Consider the following 17,466-nt stretch of genomic DNA (forward strand, 5'->3'; position numbering starts at 1 on the left):
ACACCCACCCAACAGCCCCCCCCCCGCCCCCCCCCCCCCGCCCCCCGGCCCCCCCCCCCCCCCCCCCCCCCCCCCCCCCCACCGTCGTCTGCGGGGTGACCACCGCCACAGGCCCGTCGGTGGGGCGTGCGAGCATCGCCGGGTGGCCCGCCTGCTGATCGCCAACCGTGGCGAGATCGCCGTACGCATCGCCCGCGCCGCCGCCGCCGAGGGGCTGACGTCGGTCGCCGTCGCCGCCGCCGACGAGCCGCACGCCCCGCATCTCGCCGCCGCCGACGAGGTCCACCTCCTCCCCGGCAGCGGCCCGTCCGCCTACCTCGACGCCGCCGCCATCGTGCAGACCGCCGTGGACACCGGCTGCGCGCTGATCCACCCCGGCTACGGCTTCCTCTCCGAGAGCCCAGAGCTGCCCCTGGCGTGCGGCGTCAGCGACGAGGCGCCGGCGGTGGTGGGCCCCGGGGCCGCCGTCCTGGAGACGCTCGGTGACAAGGTGCTCGCCCGCGCGGCCGCCGAGGCCGCCGGCGTGCCGGTCCCGCGCGGCACCGGCGACGCCGCCACCTCGCAGGAGGTCGCCGACCTGCTCGACGCGACCGGCGCGGTGATGCTCAAGGCGCGGTTCGGCGGGGGCGGGCGGGCCACCCGCGTCCTGCGCCGAGGCGACGACGTCGCGGCCGCGGTCGCCGCGCTGGCCGGCGAGGCCCGCGTCGCGTTCGGCGCCGAGGCGCTGCTGGCCGAGGAGCTGGTCGAGGACGCCCGGCACGTCGAGGTGCAGGTGCTCGGTGACGCCGGCGCGGACGTCGTCGTCCTCGGTGACCGCGACTGCTCGCTGCAGCGCAACCGGCAGAAGGTCGTCGAGATCGCCCCCGCACCGGACCTGCCGGATGCCGTCCGCGGCCGGCTGCACGACGCGGCGGCGGCGCTCGCCCGGCACGTCGGGCTGCGCGGGCTGGCCACCGTCGAGTTCCTCGTGCCCGCCGGGGCGCCCGAGCGGTTCGCCTTCCTGGAGTGCAACCCGCGGCTGCAGGTGGAGCACACGGTCACCGAGGAGACGCTGGGCCTGGACCTGGTGCGCATGCAGCTGCGGGTCGCCGCCGGCGCGACTCTCGCCGACCTGGGGCTGGCCGACGGTGCGCCCCGTCCGGTCGGCACCGCCATCCAGGGCCGCGTCCTCGCCGAGACCCTCACCGCCGACGGCGCCGTCGTCCCCTCCGCCGGCACCATCACTGCCCTCGCGCTCCCCGGCGGCCCGGGCGTGCGGGTGGACACCGCCGCCCGCCCCGGCGCCGAGCAGAGCCCGCGCTACGACCCGCTGCTGGCCAAGGTGGTGGTGCACGAGCGGCAGGGCGCGCTCGCCGACGCGCTGCGCCACCTGCACCGGGCGCTCGGTGAGGTGCAGGTCGCCGGCGTCCCGACCAACACCGAATTCCTCCGCGCCCTGCTCGCGCACCCGGACGTGGCGCGCGCCACCACCACCTTCGTCGACGACCACCTCGCCGAGCTGGCCGGCAGCGCCGCGCCCGCGCCCGCGCCCGAGGCGGGGGAGGGGCTGCGCGCGCCGGTCCCCGGCACCGTCGTCGCGGTCGCGGCGGCCGAGGGCAGCACGGTCGAGCCCGGGGGAGCGGTCGTCGTGCTCGAGGCGATGAAGATGGAGCACGTCGTCGCGCTGCCGGCCGGCGGCACCGTACGGCGGGTCGCGGTGCGGGTCGGCGACACCGTGCGGCAGGGGCAGCTGCTCGCCGACGTGCAGCACGCCGACGGCGACGCCGCGGCCGACGCCGCGGCGATCGACCTCGACGCCGACCGCCCCGACCTCGCCGAGGTGCGCCGCCGCCACGAGCTGGGGCTCGACGAGCACCGCCCCGAGGCCGTGGCCAAGCGGCACGCGCAGGGCCGGCGCACGGCCCGGGAGAACCTGGCCGACCTCGTCGACGAGGGCAGCTTCCTGGAGTACGGGCCGCTGGTCTTCGCCGCGCAGGAACGCCGCCGCAGCCGCGAGGAGTTGCAGCGGAAGACGCCCGCCGACGGCGTCGTCGGCGGCCTCGCCGACATCGCCGGCCACCCGGCGGTCGTCGTCTCCTACGACTACACGGTGCTCGCCGGCACCCAGGGCATGCGCGGGCACCTGAAGAAGGACCGGTTGTTCGAGCTGGCGGAGAAGCGGCGGCTGCCGGTCGTCCTCTTCGCCGAGGGCGGGGGCGGGCGGCCCGGCGACGTCGACCACCCGGTCGTCTCCGCGCTCGACACGGCGGCCTTCGCCCTGTTCGGCCGGCTGTCCGGCCTGGTGCCCACCGTCGGCATCGCCAGCGGCCGCTGCTTCGCCGGCAACGCCGCGCTGCTCGGCACCTGCGACGTCGTCATCGCCACCGAGGACGCGAACATCGGCATGGGCGGACCGGCGATGATCGAGGGCGGCGGGCTCGGCGTGGTCGCACCGGAGGAGATCGGGCCGATCGACGTCCAGCACGCCAACGGGGTCGTCGACATCCGGGTGGCCGACGACGCCGCCGCCGTCGCCGCGGCCCGGCAGTACCTGTCGTACTTCCAGGGGCCGGTGGCCGGGTGGACCGCCCCCGACCAGCGGCTGCTGCGCCACCTCGTGCCCGAGAACCGCAAGCGGGTCTACGACATGCGCGCGGTGCCGGGGGCGCTGGCCGACGAGGGGTCGGTGCTCGAGCTCCGCGACGGCTGGGGCGCCGGCATGATCACCGCTCTGGCGCGGGTCGAGGGTGCGCCGCTCGGCGTCCTCGCCAACGTGCCCACGCATCTCGGCGGGGCCATCGACGCCGACGCCGCCGACAAGGCCGCCCGCTTCCTCCAGCTCTGCGACGCGCACGGCCTGCCGGTGCTCTCGCTCTGCGACACCCCGGGCTTCATGGTCGGGCCGGAGTCGGAGAAGACGGCGACGGTGCGCCACTTCTCCCGGCTGTTCGTCACCGGCGCCACCCTGTCGGTGCCGGTCGGCACCGTCGTCGTCCGCAAGGCCTACGGGCTGGGCGCGCAGGCGATGGCCGGGGGCAGCACCAAGGTGCCGCGGTTCACCGTCGGCTGGCCGACCAGCGAGTTCGGGCCGATGGGCCTGGAGGGCGCGGTGCGCCTCGGCATGCGCCGGGAGCTCGCCGCGATCGAGGACGACGCCGAGCGGGTGGCGGCGTTCGACGCCGCCGTCGCCGCCGCCTACGAGAAGGGCCGCGGCCTCAACGTCGCCGCGCACTGGGAGATCGACGACGTCATCGACCCCGTCGACACCCGCCGCTGGATCGCCACGCTGACCCGCGAGGCGGCGGCCACCCCCCGGCCGCCGGGCAAGGTGCGCCCGCACGTCGACACCTGGTGACCGACCGGGTGAGACTTGCCGCCCGGTGGTTGGCGGGGGCCGCCGCGGGGCAGGGATGGTCCTGATCAGCCGGCCGGCCGGCGAGCCGGTGCGACGACGAGGAGGCAGACATGGGAATGATGCGGAAGCTCATCGCGTCCGGGGTGGCGGCGAAGGTGTTCCAGGAGGCCAAGAAGCCGCAGAACCAGGCGAAGATCAAGAAGTTCATCGCGGACTTCCAGAACAAGAGCGGTGGCGGCGGCGGCGGCAAGGGTCGCGGCGCCACCCGCTGACCCCCGCACCGTGCGGAACCACGGAGCGACCCCCGGTCCCGAGGCAGCCGCCTCGCGGCCGGGGGTCGCTCCCGTTCCCGGGTCCGCCTCCCGGGCCCCGGTGAAGACCCGCGAGGAGCGCTGGCAGGAGCGGCTCGCCGTGCCGGTCCTGGTGGCCGCGCTGGCCTCGATCCCGGCCATGTTCCTCACCGTCGCCGAGGGCACGCTGGGCACCGCCGGGCACGCGATCGACGCCGTCAGCGGGCTGGTGCTGGTCGCCGAGACGGTGATCCTGCTCGTCGTCGCCGAGAACAAGCGTGCCTGGCTGCGCGGGCACGTGGGGCTGGTCGCCCTCACCGTCGCGGTGGTCGTCGCCGTCGTCTTCGCGCTCGGCCCGGTCCAGATCCTGCGGCTGGTGCGCACGGTCGGCGCCCTGCGCATCCTGCGCGCCGGACGCATCGTCAAGGCCGCCCGCAGCGTGAGCGACCGCATGGGGTTCACCGGCCGGCTCGCCCACGTCGCCGCCGCCGGGACCGGGGTGCTGGTCGCCGTCTTCGTCGGGGTGGTCCTCGCCGACCCCACGTCCCGCTCCCGCGACCTGCTCACCGCCGTGCTCGGCGAGATCAGCACCCCGGTGATCGTGGCGCTGTCCGCCGCCGCCGGGATCATCCTCGGCGTCGCCACCTACCTGCTCGCCCGCGACCCGGGCGCCGGGCCCGACGCGGAGGCCGACCCGCCCGGGGCCGCGTGATCCGATCGCCTTCCGGGGGTTCGGCGTGCCGGAACAGTGGGCATGCACCGGAACATGGGAATCATGAGCAAGATCGCCAAGGGTGGCATGGCCAAGAAGGTCATGGACGAGGCCAGGAAGCCGCAGAACCAGCAGAAGATCAAGGACGCCGTCTCGAACTTCAGGAACAAGGGCAAGGGCACCGGCTCCGGCGGCACGACCGCGCGCTGACCGGGGCGGCGTCGACCGGCTAGGTACGAGGAGGACCGAGATGACCGAGGGATCGATGACCGGCCGCCCCTACGGCGGCGCCAACGACCCGTCGAACGAGGCGGGGCTGCCGGGGGAGACCCCGGAGGAGGGCCAGGTCGGCGCCGCACGGGAGCAGTCGCCCCGGGCGGCCGAGGGAGGCATGTCCGGGGACGTGACCCGGACGCCGAGCGGCCAGGACGGCGACAAACCGGGCGGCATCGCCGACGCGACCGGCCCGCAGGGCTGAGCGTCCGGTAGACCTTGCGGCCGTGCACCGCATCGCCGTCCTGGACGACTACCAGTCCGTCGCAGCCGAGTTCTGCGACTGGTCCCGGCTGCCCGAACCGGCCGAGGTGGTGACGTTCGCCGACGCCGTCGCCGATCCGGATGCGCTGGTCGCCCGGCTGCGCGGCGTCGACGTCGTCGTCGTCATGCGGGAGCGCACCCGCTTCGGCCGCGACGTGCTCGAACGGCTGCCCGACCTGCGGTTGCTCGTCACCACCGGCATGCGGAACAAGTCGATCGACGTCGCGGCCGCCGCCGAGCTCGGCATCACCGTCTGCGGCACCGCGGCGTCGGGCACCGCCACCGCCGAGCTCACCTGGGCGCTGATCCTCGCCACCGTGCGGCACGTGCCGCAGGAGGACGCCGCCATGCGCGCCGGTGGCTGGCAGACCACGATCGGCACCGACCTGCACGGCGCCCGGCTCGGCGTCATCGGGCTGGGCCGGATCGGCGCGCAGGTGGCCCGCATCGGCGCTGCCTTCGGCATGGACGTCGTCGCGTGGAGCCAGAACCTCACCGAAGAGCGGGCAACCGAGGTGGGCGCCCGGCTGGTGGGGAAGGACGAGCTCTTCGCGACCGCGGACGTCGTCACGGTGCACCTGCTGCTCTCCAAGCGGACCCGCGGCCTCATCGGCGCCGACGACCTGGCGCTGATGAAGCACACCGCCGTCCTGGTCAACACCAGCCGCGGCCCGATCGTGGACGAGGCCGCGCTGGTCGACGTGCTCCGACGTGGCGCGATCGCCGGCGCGGGCCTGGACGTCTACGACGCCGAACCGCTGCCCCGGGAGCACCCCCTGCGCGAGCTGCGCCGCGCGGTGCTGACCCCGCACCTGGGCTACGTCACCCGGGGCACCTACGAGGTCTTCTACGGGGAGGCCGTCGAGGACGTCGCGGCCTGGATGGCCGGCCGGCCGATCCGGGTGGTCGAGCCCGCGTAGTCGGCACAACGGCCCCGTGCCGCAGACCGGACCGGGTGATCCCGGGCTGACGACGGCCGAGCTGCGGCTGGTCGCCCGGTACGCAGTCGAGTGCGCCGAGGAGGCGCTCCCGCTGTTCGAGCAGGCGCACCCCGACGACCACCGGCCGCGCGCGGCGGTCGACGCGGCGTGGGCCTTCGTCCGGGGCGCGGCGCGGTCGACGCTGCAACGCCGCACCTCGCTGGACGCGCACCGCGCCGCGAAGGCAGCCGCGACGGGGCCCGCGAAGCACGCGGCGCACGCCGCCGGTGACGCCGCCGCGGCCGCCTACCTCCACCCGCCCGGCGCCGTGCTCGGCTGGGCGTCGAGCGCCGCCCGGGCGTCCCAGGTCGGGCACATCCTGCGCGCTGCCGCGCACGCTGCCCGCGCAGCCGAGCTCGCGGCCGGCGGGGAGCCCGGCGTCGGGGACCGGCACCTCGGGCGGGCCCGGCTCCGCGCGACCCCGGACCTCGCGGACGTGGTCCGGCGCTATCCGCCCCCACCGGCCGGCACCGATCGGGTGGGGCAGCTGCTGCACGTGCTGGACGCATCGCTGCGGGAGCCCTGAGCCGCGCGCCGCGGGCACCGCCCACCCGGTGGAGCCGGGTGCGCTCACCGTCCTCCGGGCAGCCACCCGGGCAGCCATCCGGGCACCCCGACGACCGCCATGGTCAGCAGGAGCGTGCCCAGCACCACCAGGGTCGTCGCCGCCGCGAGGAGCAGGCGGACCGCCGGCCGCTGGGCGGCCACCCACCCGGTCCACCGGATGACGTGCCGACGGGTGACCGCCAGCAGCCGCTCGGCCCAGGTGAACTCCGACGCGAGCACGGCCAGCCCGGCCAGCACGGTGAGCCAGCCCGGGCCCGGCAGCGGGACGGTCACCAGGCCGACCAGGACGATTCCCGTCCCGACGAGCCCGACGCCCGCCCGGTACGCCTGCTCGAGCGGCGGCGAGGCCGCCAGCCGACGTCGCCAGGCCCTCTGCCGGTGCGGGTGGGGCCGGCCGGGGGCGGTCCGACCCAGGCCGACCCCGACGCCCACGCCCGTCACCCGGCGTCCCGGCGCAGCAGCGACCAGCCACCGGCCGCCAGGGCCGCCAGCGCCCAGCCGCCCAGCAGCGCCCCCGCGTGGGTGGCCGTCAGGTCCGGCTCCCCGAGCAGGGTCCAGACCGCGCCCGTCCCCGGCAGCCACTCGCCGACCTCGGCGGCCCACGTGCCGAAGGCCGGGAGCAGGAAGGGCAGCACCAGCTGCAGCAGGAACACCGTCGCCAGCGCCCCCGCCGTCGACCGCAGCAGGAAACCGACGCCGGCGGTCAGCACGCCGCCGGCCACGAGCACCGCCGCGACCCGCCCCAGGCTCCCGGTCAGCTCGCCGGAGGAGAGGACGAGGCCGGGCGCGACCAGCTTCGCGAGGAGGTCGGAGACGAGGGCGAGGAGCACCCCGACCACGGTCACCACGGCGACCGGCACGACGACCCGTGCGGTGAGCAGGACACCGCGGCGCGGCGTCCACTGCAGCGTCGGCCCGATCGCCCCGCTGCCGTACTCGGAGGTGACCGCGAGCAGCACCAGCACCAGCAGCGCGAACTGCCCGACCAGCGTGCCGTACTCGCCGGCGATCGTCGCCGCCGCCGTCGTCCCCGAGGCGTTCGCCATCTCCGCCTCGTCCACGGCGGCCATGGTCCCGATGCCGATGGTGGCCACCGCGGCCGCGAGCAGGCACCACCACGTCGCGCGCACCGTGCGCAGTCGCAGCCACTCGGCGCCCGCCGCCCGCGCGAGCACCGTCGCACTGCCGGGCTGCGCCGCCCGCAGGGTCGCGGCGGTCATGCCCGCACCTGCCCGGCCGGCTCGGGGGCGGCCGCCACCCGGTACTGGACGCTGTCCCCGGTGAGGTCGAGGTAGATCTCCTCCAGGGAGTGCTGCTGCTCGGCCAGCCGGTGCACGGCCACGCCGGTCTCGAGCGCCACGTCGCCCACGGTCTCGGCGGAGGCGCCCTCGACCAGCAGGTCGCCGTCGCCGGTGGGGTGCACCCGCAGCCCCCGGCGCAGGAGGGCGCCGGCCAGGTCGTCGGCCGACGGCGTCCGCACCACGACCTTCCGGCCGGCGTGCTGGCCGCGCATCACCTCGGTGATCGGGGCGTCGGCGATGAGCCGTCCGCGGCCGATGATGACCAGGTGGTCGGCGGTCTGTTCCATCTCGCTCATCAGGTGGCTGGACAGCAGCACCGTGCGGCCCTCGTCGGCCAGCTCGCGCACCAGCCGGCGGATCCACCGGACGCCGTCGAGGTCGAGGCCGTTCATCGGCTCGTCGAACAGGAGGACGGCGGGGTCGCCGAGCAGCGCGCTGGCGATGCCCAGCCGCTGCCGCATGCCCAGCGAGTAGCCCTTCACCCGTCGCCTGGCGGCGGATCCCAGCCCGACCTGGTCGATGACCTCGTCGACCCGCCGCACCGGGATGCCGTGCGTGCGGGCGGCGACCCGCAGGTGGTCGCGGCCGCTGCGCCCCGGGTGCATCGCCTGCGCGTCGAGCAGCGCACCGGCGGCCCGCAGCGGCTCGCCGAGGCGGGGGAACGGCCGGCCGGCCACCAGCGCCTGGCCGGAGGTGGGCCGGTCGAGCCCGAGCACCATGCGCATCGTGGTGGACTTGCCCGCGCCGTTGGGACCGAGGAAGCCGGTCACCTTGCCGGGCCGGACGTCGAAGGTCAGGTGGTCGACGGCGCGGACGGCGCCGTACTGCTTGGTCAGCTCGCGGACCTGGATCATGCGGAGCTCGCAGGGAGGAGGGGATCGGTCATGGCTGGAAGCGTTCCGGCAGCGGGCGGCCGCGCGGATCACCCCGCAGCGCCGACCTGGATCCCCCGCGCGGGGGAGGACCGGGGCACACCGGCGGGGGAATCGCCCGGCGGCGCGGTCGGCCAGGATCGAACCGTGCCCCCGTCGACGTTCCCGCGGTCCGCGGCCGAGATCGCCGCCGGGCTGCGGTCGGTCGTCGCCACCGCGGCGAGCCCCGGCTGGCCCGGCCGCACCGTGTACGCGCTCGCGACCCTGCCGATCGGCCTCCTGGGCGCGGCCTTCTACTTCGCGCTGGTCGGCTCGGTCGTCGCGGTGATCTACGGCGTCGGCGTCCTGCTGATCCTCGCCGTGCTGGCGGCCGTCCGCGGGTTCGCCGGGCTCGAGCGCCGGCTGGCCCGCACCCTCCTGGCCGTCGACATCCCCGAGGGCGAGCGCGTGCGGCACCTCCCCGGCGTCGTGGCCAAGGTGCGGCGGCTGGTGCTGTCGGCCGGCACCTGGCGGGCGGTCGGCTGGCTGGGCGTCCGGGTGCTGCTGGGCGTGGCCACGCTCGCCACCCTCTTCTTCGGCATCGTGGCGCTCACCGGGCTGTGGTTCGAGACCCGCTGGAACGTGGTGACCTCCCTGCCGCTGCTCGCGCTGATGGCCGTCGTCGCGGTGGTCACCCTCGTGCTGCTCGACCTGGTCGTCCGGCTGGCCGCCTCGGTCGCCCCCCGGCTGCTCGGCGCCGGGGCCGAGCAGCAGATCGCGGCGCTGCAGCAGAGCAGCCGCCGGCTCGCCGACCGCAACAAGCTGGCCCGCGACCTGCACGACACCATCGGCCACGCGCTGACCGCGAGCCTGCTGCAGGCCACCGCCGCGCGGCGCACGCTCACCCCCGCCGACGACCGCCCGCCCCAGCCGGAGTTCGCCCGGCAGGCGCTCGAGCACATCGAGACCAACACCCGCAGCGCACTGGCCGAGCTCGACCGGGTGCTCACCGTCCTGCGGGCCGAGGACGGGGGCCGTGACCCCGCCCCCTTCGCCGCACCCACCCTCGCCGACCTCGACGGCCTGCTAGCCGGCCTGCGCGACGGCGGCCTGCCGGTCGCCCTCGTGGTCGACGGCCAGGTCGACGACGTGCCGCCCGGCGTTCAGGAGCTCGCCTACCGGGTCGTGCAGGAGGGGACGACGAACGTGCTCCGGCACGCGGGCACCCCGCTGACCGTCGCCCAGGTCGTCCGCGACGGCGACGCGCTGGTCGTGCGCGTCTGCAACGAGCGGGCCTCGCAGCTGGACAGCCGGCCCGGCCCCGGCGGCGGGCGCGGGCTGGCCGGGCTGCGGGAGCGCACCGCCGCCGCCGGCGGCACGCTCAGCGCAGGGCCCACGCCGTCCGGCGGCTTCGAGCTGTGCGTCTCCCTCCCGCTGGCGGGCGCGGCGTGACGCTGCGGCTGGTCCTCGTCGACGACGACGTCCTCGTCCGGTCGGGGTTGCGGGTGATCCTGGAGAGCGAGCCCGACCTGACCGTGGTCGGCGACGCCGGCACCGGCCGGGAGGCCCTCGACGTGGCCGCGCGCACCGACCCCGATGTCGTCCTCATGGACGTGCGCATGCCCGACATGGACGGCATCGCCGCCACCGCCGAGCTGGTCGCCCGCGATCCGCAGCGGCCGCGCGTGCTGGTGCTGACCACCTTCGAGGACGACGACTACCTGTTCCGCTCCCTCCAGGCCGGCGCCAGCGGCTTCGCGCTCAAGCGGGCCGACCCCGACGAGCTGGTCGATGCGATCCGGGTGGTCGCCCGCGGCACCTCCCTGGTGCTGCCCGACCTGACCCGGCGGCTGATCGCCTCGCACGCGCCGTCGCGCGCCCGCGGCGCCGCCGCGCTGCCGGAGCTCACCGGCCGCGAGGCCGACGTGCTGCGGCTGGTCGCCGGTGGGCTGTCCAACGCCGAGATCGCCACCGAGCTGTTCCTCAGCCGGGAGACGGTGAAGACCCACGTCAGCAGCGTGCTGCTCAAGCTGGGCGCCCGGGACCGCACCCAGGCCGTCATCGCCGCCTACGAGAGCGGCTTCATGACCGGCTGAGAGCCGCCGCGAGCTGACCCGAGCGGGAGCGTCCCCGCCCGTCGTGTCGGTTCCCGCGCCGGGCCGAGATCGCCGTGCCGCAGCCCGCAGCACCCTGTCGGCACGCGGGTCGAGCCGGGTCGCCGGACGTCGAGCCGCGTCAGCCCGCGGCTCGACGTCCGGTGCGGCGGCCAGACGTGTCGCCCGGCGCGCCACCGGATCGCACACGACCGCGCGAACGACCTCGGGTCGTCCGGGTCAGGCCGACCGCCACCGGGCGCGGTCGTCGGTGGGTGTCGTCGTGCAGACCATCGGCGTGCCCGTCTTCGTGACCCCGGTCGCGCCCTGCGACGAGCAGAACGCTCCCGGGTGGACGGTGCCGGCCGGGGCGGGGGCCGGCGGCGGGGGCGGCGGGGGAGCGGGCGCAGGGGCCGGGGCGGGAGCCGGCGCGGGCGACGGAGCAGGAGCCGGTGCCGGGGCGGGCAGCGGTGCGGGCGCCGGCTTCGGCGCGGGTGCAGCCGTCGACCGGGGTGCGGGGGCCGGCGCGACCGTGGTCGGCGCGGGCTCCGGCAGGACGGCCACCACACCGCCTGGCAGGGGCTCGCCCGGGCAGGAGGCGAGCACCGTGGCGATGGCGTTCTTCTCCGCCTGGGTCATCCACAGCTCGTAGCTCACCTTCACGGCCACCTGGCGAGCCACGTAGGCGCACCGGTAGCCGCGGTCCGGCGGCAGCCAGGTGGCGGCGTCGCCGTCGCCCTTCTGCATGTTGAGCGGGCCGTCCACGGCGAGCAGGTTCAGCGGGTCGTTGGCGAAGGCGGTCCGGCGTGACCGGTCCAGGGCCTGCGCGCCCTTCTGCCACGCGTCGGACAGGGCGACGACGTGGTCGATCTGCACGTCGTCGCTGGTGCCCTGCCCCCGCTGGAAGGCGATGCCCCGGCCGGAGTAGGGGTCGGCCAGATCGCCGGTCAGCACGATGCAGTTGCGGGTGCCGGCCTTGAAGGTCTCGCCGGTCAGGTCGCGCGCCAGGATGTCGTTGCGGGTGTCGCAGCCGTTGCGGTCGACGTCGACCCAGCCGGAGCCGAAGTTGTCCCGGTCGTAGCCCGTGCGCGGGGCCCGGCCCTTCACCTCCACCGCGGCGAGGGCGGCGAGCGCCGTGGTGCGGCCGGCGGCGTCGATGGCCTGGTCGGCCGCGGCGTCGTCCAGCAGTCCGGCCGTGCCGCTGGTGAGGGCGTCGACGGGGTGCGCCCGTTCAGCGGTCTCCGCCTCCGCGACCGCCGCGTCGACCTCCTCGTCGCTCGGGGACGGCGTCGGCGGCGCGGCGGAGTCGGTCGGGACGGCCGGAACCGTGCCGCTGGCGGCGGTCAGGGCAGCGGTCGGCGTGCCCGTCGCCGTCCCCACGAGGACGGCGGCGAGCCCGGCGGCGCAGACGATGCCCGCGACCCGCCGGCTGGAGATGAACGCCCACCGGGCCCGCCCGGTGATCGCCGCCCCGATGCCGATCAGGACGGCGACGACGCCGGCCATGAGCAGGCCGCCGCCGATGCCCTGGGTGGCGACACCGGCCACGACGAAGAGCAGGGTGACCAGGCCGACCAGGCCCAACACCACCCGCTGCGGCCGGAACGAGACACGCGTGCCCATGAGCTTCCCCCCCGGAGCGAGACGACCAGGATTCGGAAGCTAGGTGGCGGGACGAGCCCGGAGAGGGTGCGACACGGGAGGGCGCCCCGGCCACCCCGGGCGCCCCAAGGGCACCGTCCGACGGGTCAGATGAGGAAGCGGTACGCCGTCGTGCCCGGCGCCACCAGCTGGATGCGCAGCGGGCTCGCCTCGATGCGGGCCAGCAGCGCCGGCAGCCCGTCGGCGCTGCCGAGCTCGATCCCGGTCAGCGCCGCGCCGGTCTCCCGGTTGTCCCGCTTCACGTACTCGAACAGCACGATGTCGTCGTCCGGGCCGAGCACCTCGTCCAGGAACCGGCGCAGCGCACCCGGCTCCTGCGGGAACTCGACCAGGAAGTAGTGCTTGAGGCCGCGGTGCACCAGCGACCGCTCGACCACCTCGGCGTAGCGGCTGACGTCGTTGTTGCCCCCCGACAGCAGGCAGACGACGGTCTGCCCCGGCTCCACGGCCACCAGGCCACCGCTCACCGCCGCCGGCGACAGCGCGCCCGCGGGCTCGGCGATGATGCCGTCGGCCTGGTACAGGTCGAGCATCTCGGTGCAGATCTGGCCCTCGGGTACGGCGAGCAGCTCGGCGCCGGAGTCGCGCACCAGCGGATAGGTCACCGTGCCCACCCGCCGCACCGCCGCGCCGTCGACGAACGTGTCCATCTCCGGCAGCTCCACCGGCTCCCCGGCGGCCAGCGCCGCCGCCATGCCGGCCGCCCCCGCAGGCTCCACCCCGACCAGCCGGGTGGTAGGGGAGTGGTGGCGCAGCCAGGTGCCGCACCCGGCCAGCAGCCCGCCGCCGCCCACCGGCAGGACGACGACGTCGGGCGCGACGCCCAGCTGCTCGAGGAGCTCCACCGCCACCGTCGCCTGCCCGGTCACGGTGCTCAGCGCGTCGAACGCCGGCACCAGGGCCGCCCCGGTGGTGGCCGCGTCCACCGCGGCCGCGGCGGCGGCCTCGTCGTAGGAGTCGCCGGCGACGACGAGCGTGACCATGTCGCCGCCGAGCGCGGCGATCCGCTCCCGCTTCTGCCGCGGCGTCGTCCCGGGCACGTAGACCCGGCCGGGCACCTGCAGGGCGCGGCAGGCGTAGGCCACCCCCTGCCCGTGGTTGCCGGCGCTCGCGCAGACCACACCGGCCGCCCGGGCGGTGTCGTCCAGCCCGGAGATGGTGTTGTAGGCGCCGCGGATCTTGTACGAGCGGCCCACCTGCAGGTCCTCGCGCTTGAGCCACACGTCGGCGCCGGTGAGCCCGGAGAGCCGGGCGTTGCGCTGCAACGGCGTCCGCTCGGCCACCCCGGCCAGCCGGCGGCCCGCCTCCCGGACCGCGGTGGCGAAGTCGTCGGGCACCGCGTCGTCGCCAGGAGTGCTGCTCACACCGCCCATCGTCGACGACACGCCCCGTGCCCGGACGGGGAGGTCACGGTTTGGTGGGTGATCTGCCCCACGGGTGGCCGCACGGGCCTACGGTCGGCGCCCCCGGAAGCGGCGCGCGAGGCGGTGAGGTCGATGCCCGGAGCCCTGGTCGTCTACGAATCGGTGTCCGGGGACGCGAAACGGGTGGCGATGGCGGTGGCCCACGGGTTGTGCGGCCGGTTGTCGGTCGACGTCGCCTGGGCCCGCGAGGCCCCCATCCAGGTGCTCGCCGACGTGCGGCTGCTCGTGGTCGGCGGTCCCACGCACGCCTTCGGCATGCCCCGGCCGGTCACCCGGGAGACCGCCGTCCGGGAGCACGGGGCCGTCGTCCCCGACGTCCCCTTCGGCCTGCACGAGTGGCTGGACGCGGTGTGGTTGCCGCGGGGGATCCAGGCCGCCGCCTTCGACACCCGGATGGACCACCCGGTGCTGGTCACCGCGCTCGACCACGCGGCTCGGACCGAGGAGAAGCTGCTCCGCCGGCTGGGCGCGACCCTGGCCGCACCGGCCGAGCACTTCCTCGTCGCGGACGTCGTCGGCCCGCTGCTGGACGGCGAGGAGGACCGGGCCCGGCGGTGGGGGCAGGCGCTGGGCGAACTGGTGGCGCCGCACCCGATCCCGGTGCGGGGCTGAGCCGCGGACCGGTCAGAGCGGGTCGAGCAGCCGCAGGTGCGACTGGGTCCCCAGCCGCTTCTCGAAGGTCACCCGGTGCCGGCCGTCCTCCTGCACGAACCGCAACCGGTCGACGAGCGCGCGCATCAGCACCAGTCCGCGCCCCCGGTCGTCCAGGGGCGCGGTGGGGGTGTCCTCGGCGGAGCCGACGTCGAAGCCGGCGCCGCCGTCGAGCACGCTGATCCGGCACACCGCCTCGTCGATCGAGACGGCGACCTCGTAGGCCCCGTGCTCGGCGGCGTGGTCGACGACGTTCGCGCAGGCCTCGGTGAGCGCCAGCAGGATCTCGTCCATGGCAGTCTGCGGCGCCGCCGAGTGCTCGAGCGCCTGCCGCAGCAGCCCGCGCGCCAGCGGCACGCTGTGCGCGTCGGTGGGCAACCGCACGCTGAAGTCGATGTTCACGGTCGCCCTCCCCTTCCCCGGTGGCCTACCCTCGGACGCCGGGGACGACGTGGTGCGGGAGGTGAACAGTGCTGTTCGACGTGGAGCGCACGACGGTCGCCGGGCGACCGGGCCTCACCGTACGGGGTGAGCTGGACATCGCCACGGCCCCGCAACTGGCCGAGGCCGCCGAGGCACTGCTGGCCACCGCGCCCGAGGCGGTCGTGGTCGACCTGACGCCGACGGTCTTCCTCGACTCCTCCGGCGCCCGCACCCTCATCTCCGTCGCTCGCCGGGCCGCTGCCGTCGGCGCCGAGCTGCACGTCCTCGCCCCCCGGAGCAACCGCCCCGTGCGGCTGCCGATCGAGCTGCTGAAGCTCGAGGCGGTGGTGCCGATCGTGGATTCCGTCGGCGACCTGCCCGACCCCGTCGCCACGTAACGTCCCCTCGGTGACGAGCTCCCCAGCAGGCCCCACCACCGTCGACGACGACGCGCTCGCCCGCTGCGCCGAGGAGCCGATCGCCGTCCCGGGCGCGGTGCAGCCGCACGGTGTGCTCCTCGCGGTGGCCGAGCCCGGCCTCGGGGTCGTCGTCGCCTCCGCCAACGCCGCGCACCTCTTCGGCCGCCCGGTCGCCGGCAGTTCGCTCGACGAACTGCTCCAGCCGGCCGACGCCGCTCGGCTGCGCGCGGGTCTGGCGGGCGACCTCGCCGAGCTGAACCCCCTGCGGGTGCGGGTGGCCGGCACCGACGTCGACCTCGTCGCGCACCGCGCCGACGGGCTGCTGGTCACCGAGTGGGAACCGGTCCGCGGCACCGAGGAGGCCGGGAGCGCCTGGCACCGCCGGCTGCCGAGCGTGCTGCAGCGTCTGTCGGCCGCAGGCACCCTCGACGAGCTGTCCGACGTGCTGGCCCGCGACCTGCGCGCGCTCACCGGCTTCGACCGGGTGATGGTCTACCGCTTCGACTCCGCGTGGAACGGCGAGGTGATCGCCGAGGACCGCCGCGCGGACCTCGATCCCTTCCTGGGCCTCTGGTACCCCGCCAGCGACATCCCGGCCCAGGCCCGGGCGCTCTACGCCGCCAACTGGATGCGGCTGATCCCCGACGCCACCTACCAGCCGGTCCCGCTGGAGCCCGGGACGGTCGAGGGACGCCCGCTGGACCTCTCCGGAGCGATGCTGCGCAGCGTCTCGCCGGTGCACCTGGAGTACCTGGCCAACATGGGTGTGGTCGCCTCCATGTCGATCTCGCTGATCGACCGCGGCAGGCTCTGGGGCCTCATCGCCTGCCACCACTACGCCGGCCCGCGCCGCCCCTCCTACACCGACCGGATCGCCGCCGAGTTCCTCGGGCGCACCGCCTCGCTGCTGCTGCCCACGACCGTGGTCGCCGGTGAGCAGAGCGGCGTCGTCGAGGTCGCCCAGCGGCAGGCCGAGCTCGCTGCCGCCATCGGCCGTGCCCCGCGCAGGCCGGGCAAGGCCCTCACCGAGGGCGACGTCACCGCGCTGGACCTGATCCCCGCCGGCGGCGCGGCCGTGCGGATCGGTGGTGAGCTCCACCTGCTCGGCACCACCCCGCCGGCGGATCGGGTGGTCCCGCTCGTGCGGGCGCTGCTCGACGCCGGGGTACCCGCCACCGACACCGTCAGCCGGGTCGCTCCCGAGGCGGCCGATCTCGCCGGCACCGCCAGCGGCGTCCTGGTGGCCGAGGTGGCCGAGGTGGCCGGCGGCCGTGGGGACTTCGTCGCCTGGTTCCGGCCGGAGACGCTGCGCGAGGTGACCTGGGGTGGCAACCCGCACACCCCGAAGACGGCGCAGACCGACGCCGGGCCGCGGCTGAGCCCGCGCCGCTCGTTCGACGCCTGGAGCGAGACGGTGCGCGAGACGGCGCAGCCGTGGCGCGCGCACGAGGTCGCCGCCGCGCGCGCCTTGGCCGGCCTGCTCACCGAGACCGCCGTGAACCGTGCGACGGAGGACAACCGGCTGTCCGCCGCCCTGCAGCGCACGCTGCTGCTGGAGCAGCTGCCGACGGTGCCCGGCGTGGAGCTGGCCGCCCGTTACCTGCCCAGCGAGTTCGACGTCGTCGGCGGTGACTGGTACGACCTGGTGCCGCTGCCCGGTGGCCGGGTGTCGATCGTGCTGGGCGACGTCGCCGGGCACGGGCTCGCCGCCGCGGCGATCACCGCCCAGCTCCGGCACGCGCTGCGCGCCCACCTGCTGCGCGCCGCCGGCCCCGCCGCCGCCCTCGACGGGCTGAACCAGCTCATCGCCGCGCTGCTGCCCGGTGAGCTCGCGACCGCCGTCGTCGTCGAGCTGGACCCGGCCACCGGCGCGGTGGCCATCGCCAACGCCGGGCACCTGCCCGTGCTGCACGCGAGCGGCGGCGACGCCGACTACCTGCACGAGGGCCGGGGTCCGGCACTGGGGCTGCTGGACGTCGCCGGCTACCGCGAGGCACGGCTGATCCTCCAGGGCGACGACCGCCTGCTGCTGGTCAGCGACGGGCTCGTCGAGCGTGGGGCGGGAGGGCTGACCGCCGGGCTGGAGCAGCTGCGCGCAACCGTCGCGGGGGGGCCGGTGGAACCGCAGGCCCTGCTCGACGCGGTGCTCGCCGCGCTCGACCCACCGCGGACCGACGACGTGACGTTGCTCGGGATCGCCCGCACCTGAGCCATCGCGTGTG

Annotated in this window: 18 protein-coding genes; 12 read left to right on the top strand and 6 right to left on the bottom strand. The window is 76.2% G+C overall.

Annotated features, from left to right (window positions below):
* The first annotated feature begins 142 nt into the window (after positions 1–142).
* The 7 genes from ACI8AG_RS06230 (at position 143) to ACI8AG_RS06260 (ending at position 6,379) form a co-directional block, all read left to right on the top strand.
* Positions 143–3,334: a carboxyl transferase domain-containing protein gene (locus ACI8AG_RS06230; RefSeq protein WP_456596315.1), complete on the top strand. Its 3,192-nt coding sequence runs from the start codon at positions 143–145 to the stop codon at positions 3,332–3,334.
* Positions 3,335–3,444: 110 nt separating this feature from the next.
* Entirely contained in the window at positions 3,445–3,606 is a 162-nt protein-coding gene (locus tag ACI8AG_RS06235; protein ID WP_456588543.1) for a hypothetical protein, read from the top strand.
* 100 nt (positions 3,607–3,706) lie between these two features.
* On the top strand, positions 3,707–4,336 hold the full coding sequence (locus ACI8AG_RS06240) for a hypothetical protein (RefSeq protein ID WP_456588544.1): 630 nt from the start codon (positions 3,707–3,709) through the stop codon (positions 4,334–4,336).
* A gap of 54 nt (positions 4,337–4,390) precedes the next feature.
* Complete coding sequence (locus tag ACI8AG_RS06245) at positions 4,391–4,546, top strand: hypothetical protein (protein WP_456588545.1); 156 nt, start codon at positions 4,391–4,393, stop codon at positions 4,544–4,546.
* Positions 4,547–4,586: 40 nt separating this feature from the next.
* Positions 4,587–4,814, top strand: a complete 228-nt coding sequence (locus ACI8AG_RS06250) for a hypothetical protein (RefSeq protein WP_456588546.1) — start codon at positions 4,587–4,589, stop codon at positions 4,812–4,814.
* 22 nt (positions 4,815–4,836) lie between these two features.
* A complete protein-coding gene (locus ACI8AG_RS06255) occupies positions 4,837–5,793 on the top strand; it encodes a D-2-hydroxyacid dehydrogenase family protein (RefSeq protein ID WP_456596316.1) in 957 nt (318 codons plus the stop codon).
* A gap of 16 nt (positions 5,794–5,809) precedes the next feature.
* Positions 5,810–6,379 (top strand): putative immunity protein, encoded by a 570-nt coding sequence (locus tag ACI8AG_RS06260; RefSeq protein WP_456596317.1) that lies wholly within the window; start codon positions 5,810–5,812, stop codon positions 6,377–6,379.
* A 44-nt stretch (positions 6,380–6,423) separates the two neighbouring features.
* On the opposite strand, the gene ACI8AG_RS06265 is transcribed toward ACI8AG_RS06260, so the two are convergent.
* Genes ACI8AG_RS06265 through ACI8AG_RS06275 form a run of 3 tightly spaced genes read right to left on the bottom strand, consistent with a single transcriptional unit; the run spans position 6,424 to position 8,575 of the window.
* A complete protein-coding gene (locus ACI8AG_RS06265) occupies positions 6,424–6,861 on the bottom strand; it encodes a TIGR02611 family protein (protein WP_456596318.1) in 438 nt (145 codons plus the stop codon).
* A complete protein-coding gene (locus tag ACI8AG_RS06270; RefSeq protein ID WP_456596319.1) occupies positions 6,858–7,640 on the bottom strand; it encodes a hypothetical protein in 783 nt (260 codons plus the stop codon). The genes ACI8AG_RS06265 and ACI8AG_RS06270 overlap by 4 nt, the downstream gene beginning before the upstream one ends.
* Complete coding sequence (locus ACI8AG_RS06275) at positions 7,637–8,575, bottom strand: ABC transporter ATP-binding protein (protein WP_456588551.1); 939 nt, start codon at positions 8,573–8,575, stop codon at positions 7,637–7,639. Before ACI8AG_RS06275 ends, ACI8AG_RS06270 begins: the two co-directional genes overlap by 4 nt.
* A gap of 165 nt (positions 8,576–8,740) precedes the next feature.
* On the opposite strand from ACI8AG_RS06275, the gene ACI8AG_RS06280 reads away from it, so the two are divergent.
* A complete protein-coding gene (locus tag ACI8AG_RS06280; RefSeq protein WP_456596320.1) occupies positions 8,741–10,024 on the top strand; it encodes a sensor domain-containing protein in 1,284 nt (427 codons plus the stop codon).
* Positions 10,021–10,668, top strand: coding sequence for a response regulator (locus ACI8AG_RS06285; RefSeq protein ID WP_456596321.1), 648 nt, complete (start codon positions 10,021–10,023; stop codon positions 10,666–10,668). Before ACI8AG_RS06280 ends, ACI8AG_RS06285 begins: the two co-directional genes overlap by 4 nt.
* A 237-nt stretch (positions 10,669–10,905) precedes the next feature.
* Here ACI8AG_RS06285 and ACI8AG_RS06290 read toward each other — a convergent pair whose 3' ends face one another.
* Together ACI8AG_RS06290 and ilvA are read right to left on the bottom strand one after the other, a co-directional pair.
* Entirely contained in the window at positions 10,906–12,288 is a 1,383-nt protein-coding gene (locus ACI8AG_RS06290; protein ID WP_456596322.1) for an HNH endonuclease family protein, read from the bottom strand.
* 125 nt (positions 12,289–12,413) lie between these two features.
* A complete protein-coding gene (ilvA, locus tag ACI8AG_RS06295) occupies positions 12,414–13,700 on the bottom strand; it encodes a threonine ammonia-lyase IlvA (RefSeq protein WP_456596501.1) in 1,287 nt (428 codons plus the stop codon).
* 123 nt (positions 13,701–13,823) lie between these two features.
* Between ilvA and ACI8AG_RS06300 the strand changes: the two genes are divergently transcribed.
* Positions 13,824–14,363, top strand: a complete 540-nt coding sequence (locus ACI8AG_RS06300) for a flavodoxin family protein (RefSeq protein WP_456596323.1) — start codon at positions 13,824–13,826, stop codon at positions 14,361–14,363.
* 12 nt (positions 14,364–14,375) lie between these two features.
* Here the strand turns inward: ACI8AG_RS06300 and ACI8AG_RS06305 are convergent, their stop codons facing one another.
* Positions 14,376–14,804, bottom strand: a complete 429-nt coding sequence (locus ACI8AG_RS06305) for an ATP-binding protein (protein ID WP_456596324.1) — start codon at positions 14,802–14,804, stop codon at positions 14,376–14,378.
* Positions 14,805–14,872: 68 nt separating this feature from the next.
* Here ACI8AG_RS06305 and ACI8AG_RS06310 point away from each other — a divergent pair, with 68 nt between their 5' ends.
* Both ACI8AG_RS06310 and ACI8AG_RS06315 read left to right on the top strand, forming a co-directional pair.
* A complete protein-coding gene (locus ACI8AG_RS06310; protein ID WP_456596325.1) occupies positions 14,873–15,223 on the top strand; it encodes an STAS domain-containing protein in 351 nt (116 codons plus the stop codon).
* Between the two features lie 10 nt (positions 15,224–15,233).
* On the top strand, positions 15,234–17,453 hold the full coding sequence (locus tag ACI8AG_RS06315; RefSeq protein WP_456596326.1) for a SpoIIE family protein phosphatase: 2,220 nt from the start codon (positions 15,234–15,236) through the stop codon (positions 17,451–17,453).
* Positions 17,454–17,466: the final 13 nt, after the last annotated feature.

Source organism: Blastococcus sp. SYSU DS0552 (genome assembly GCF_054050815.1).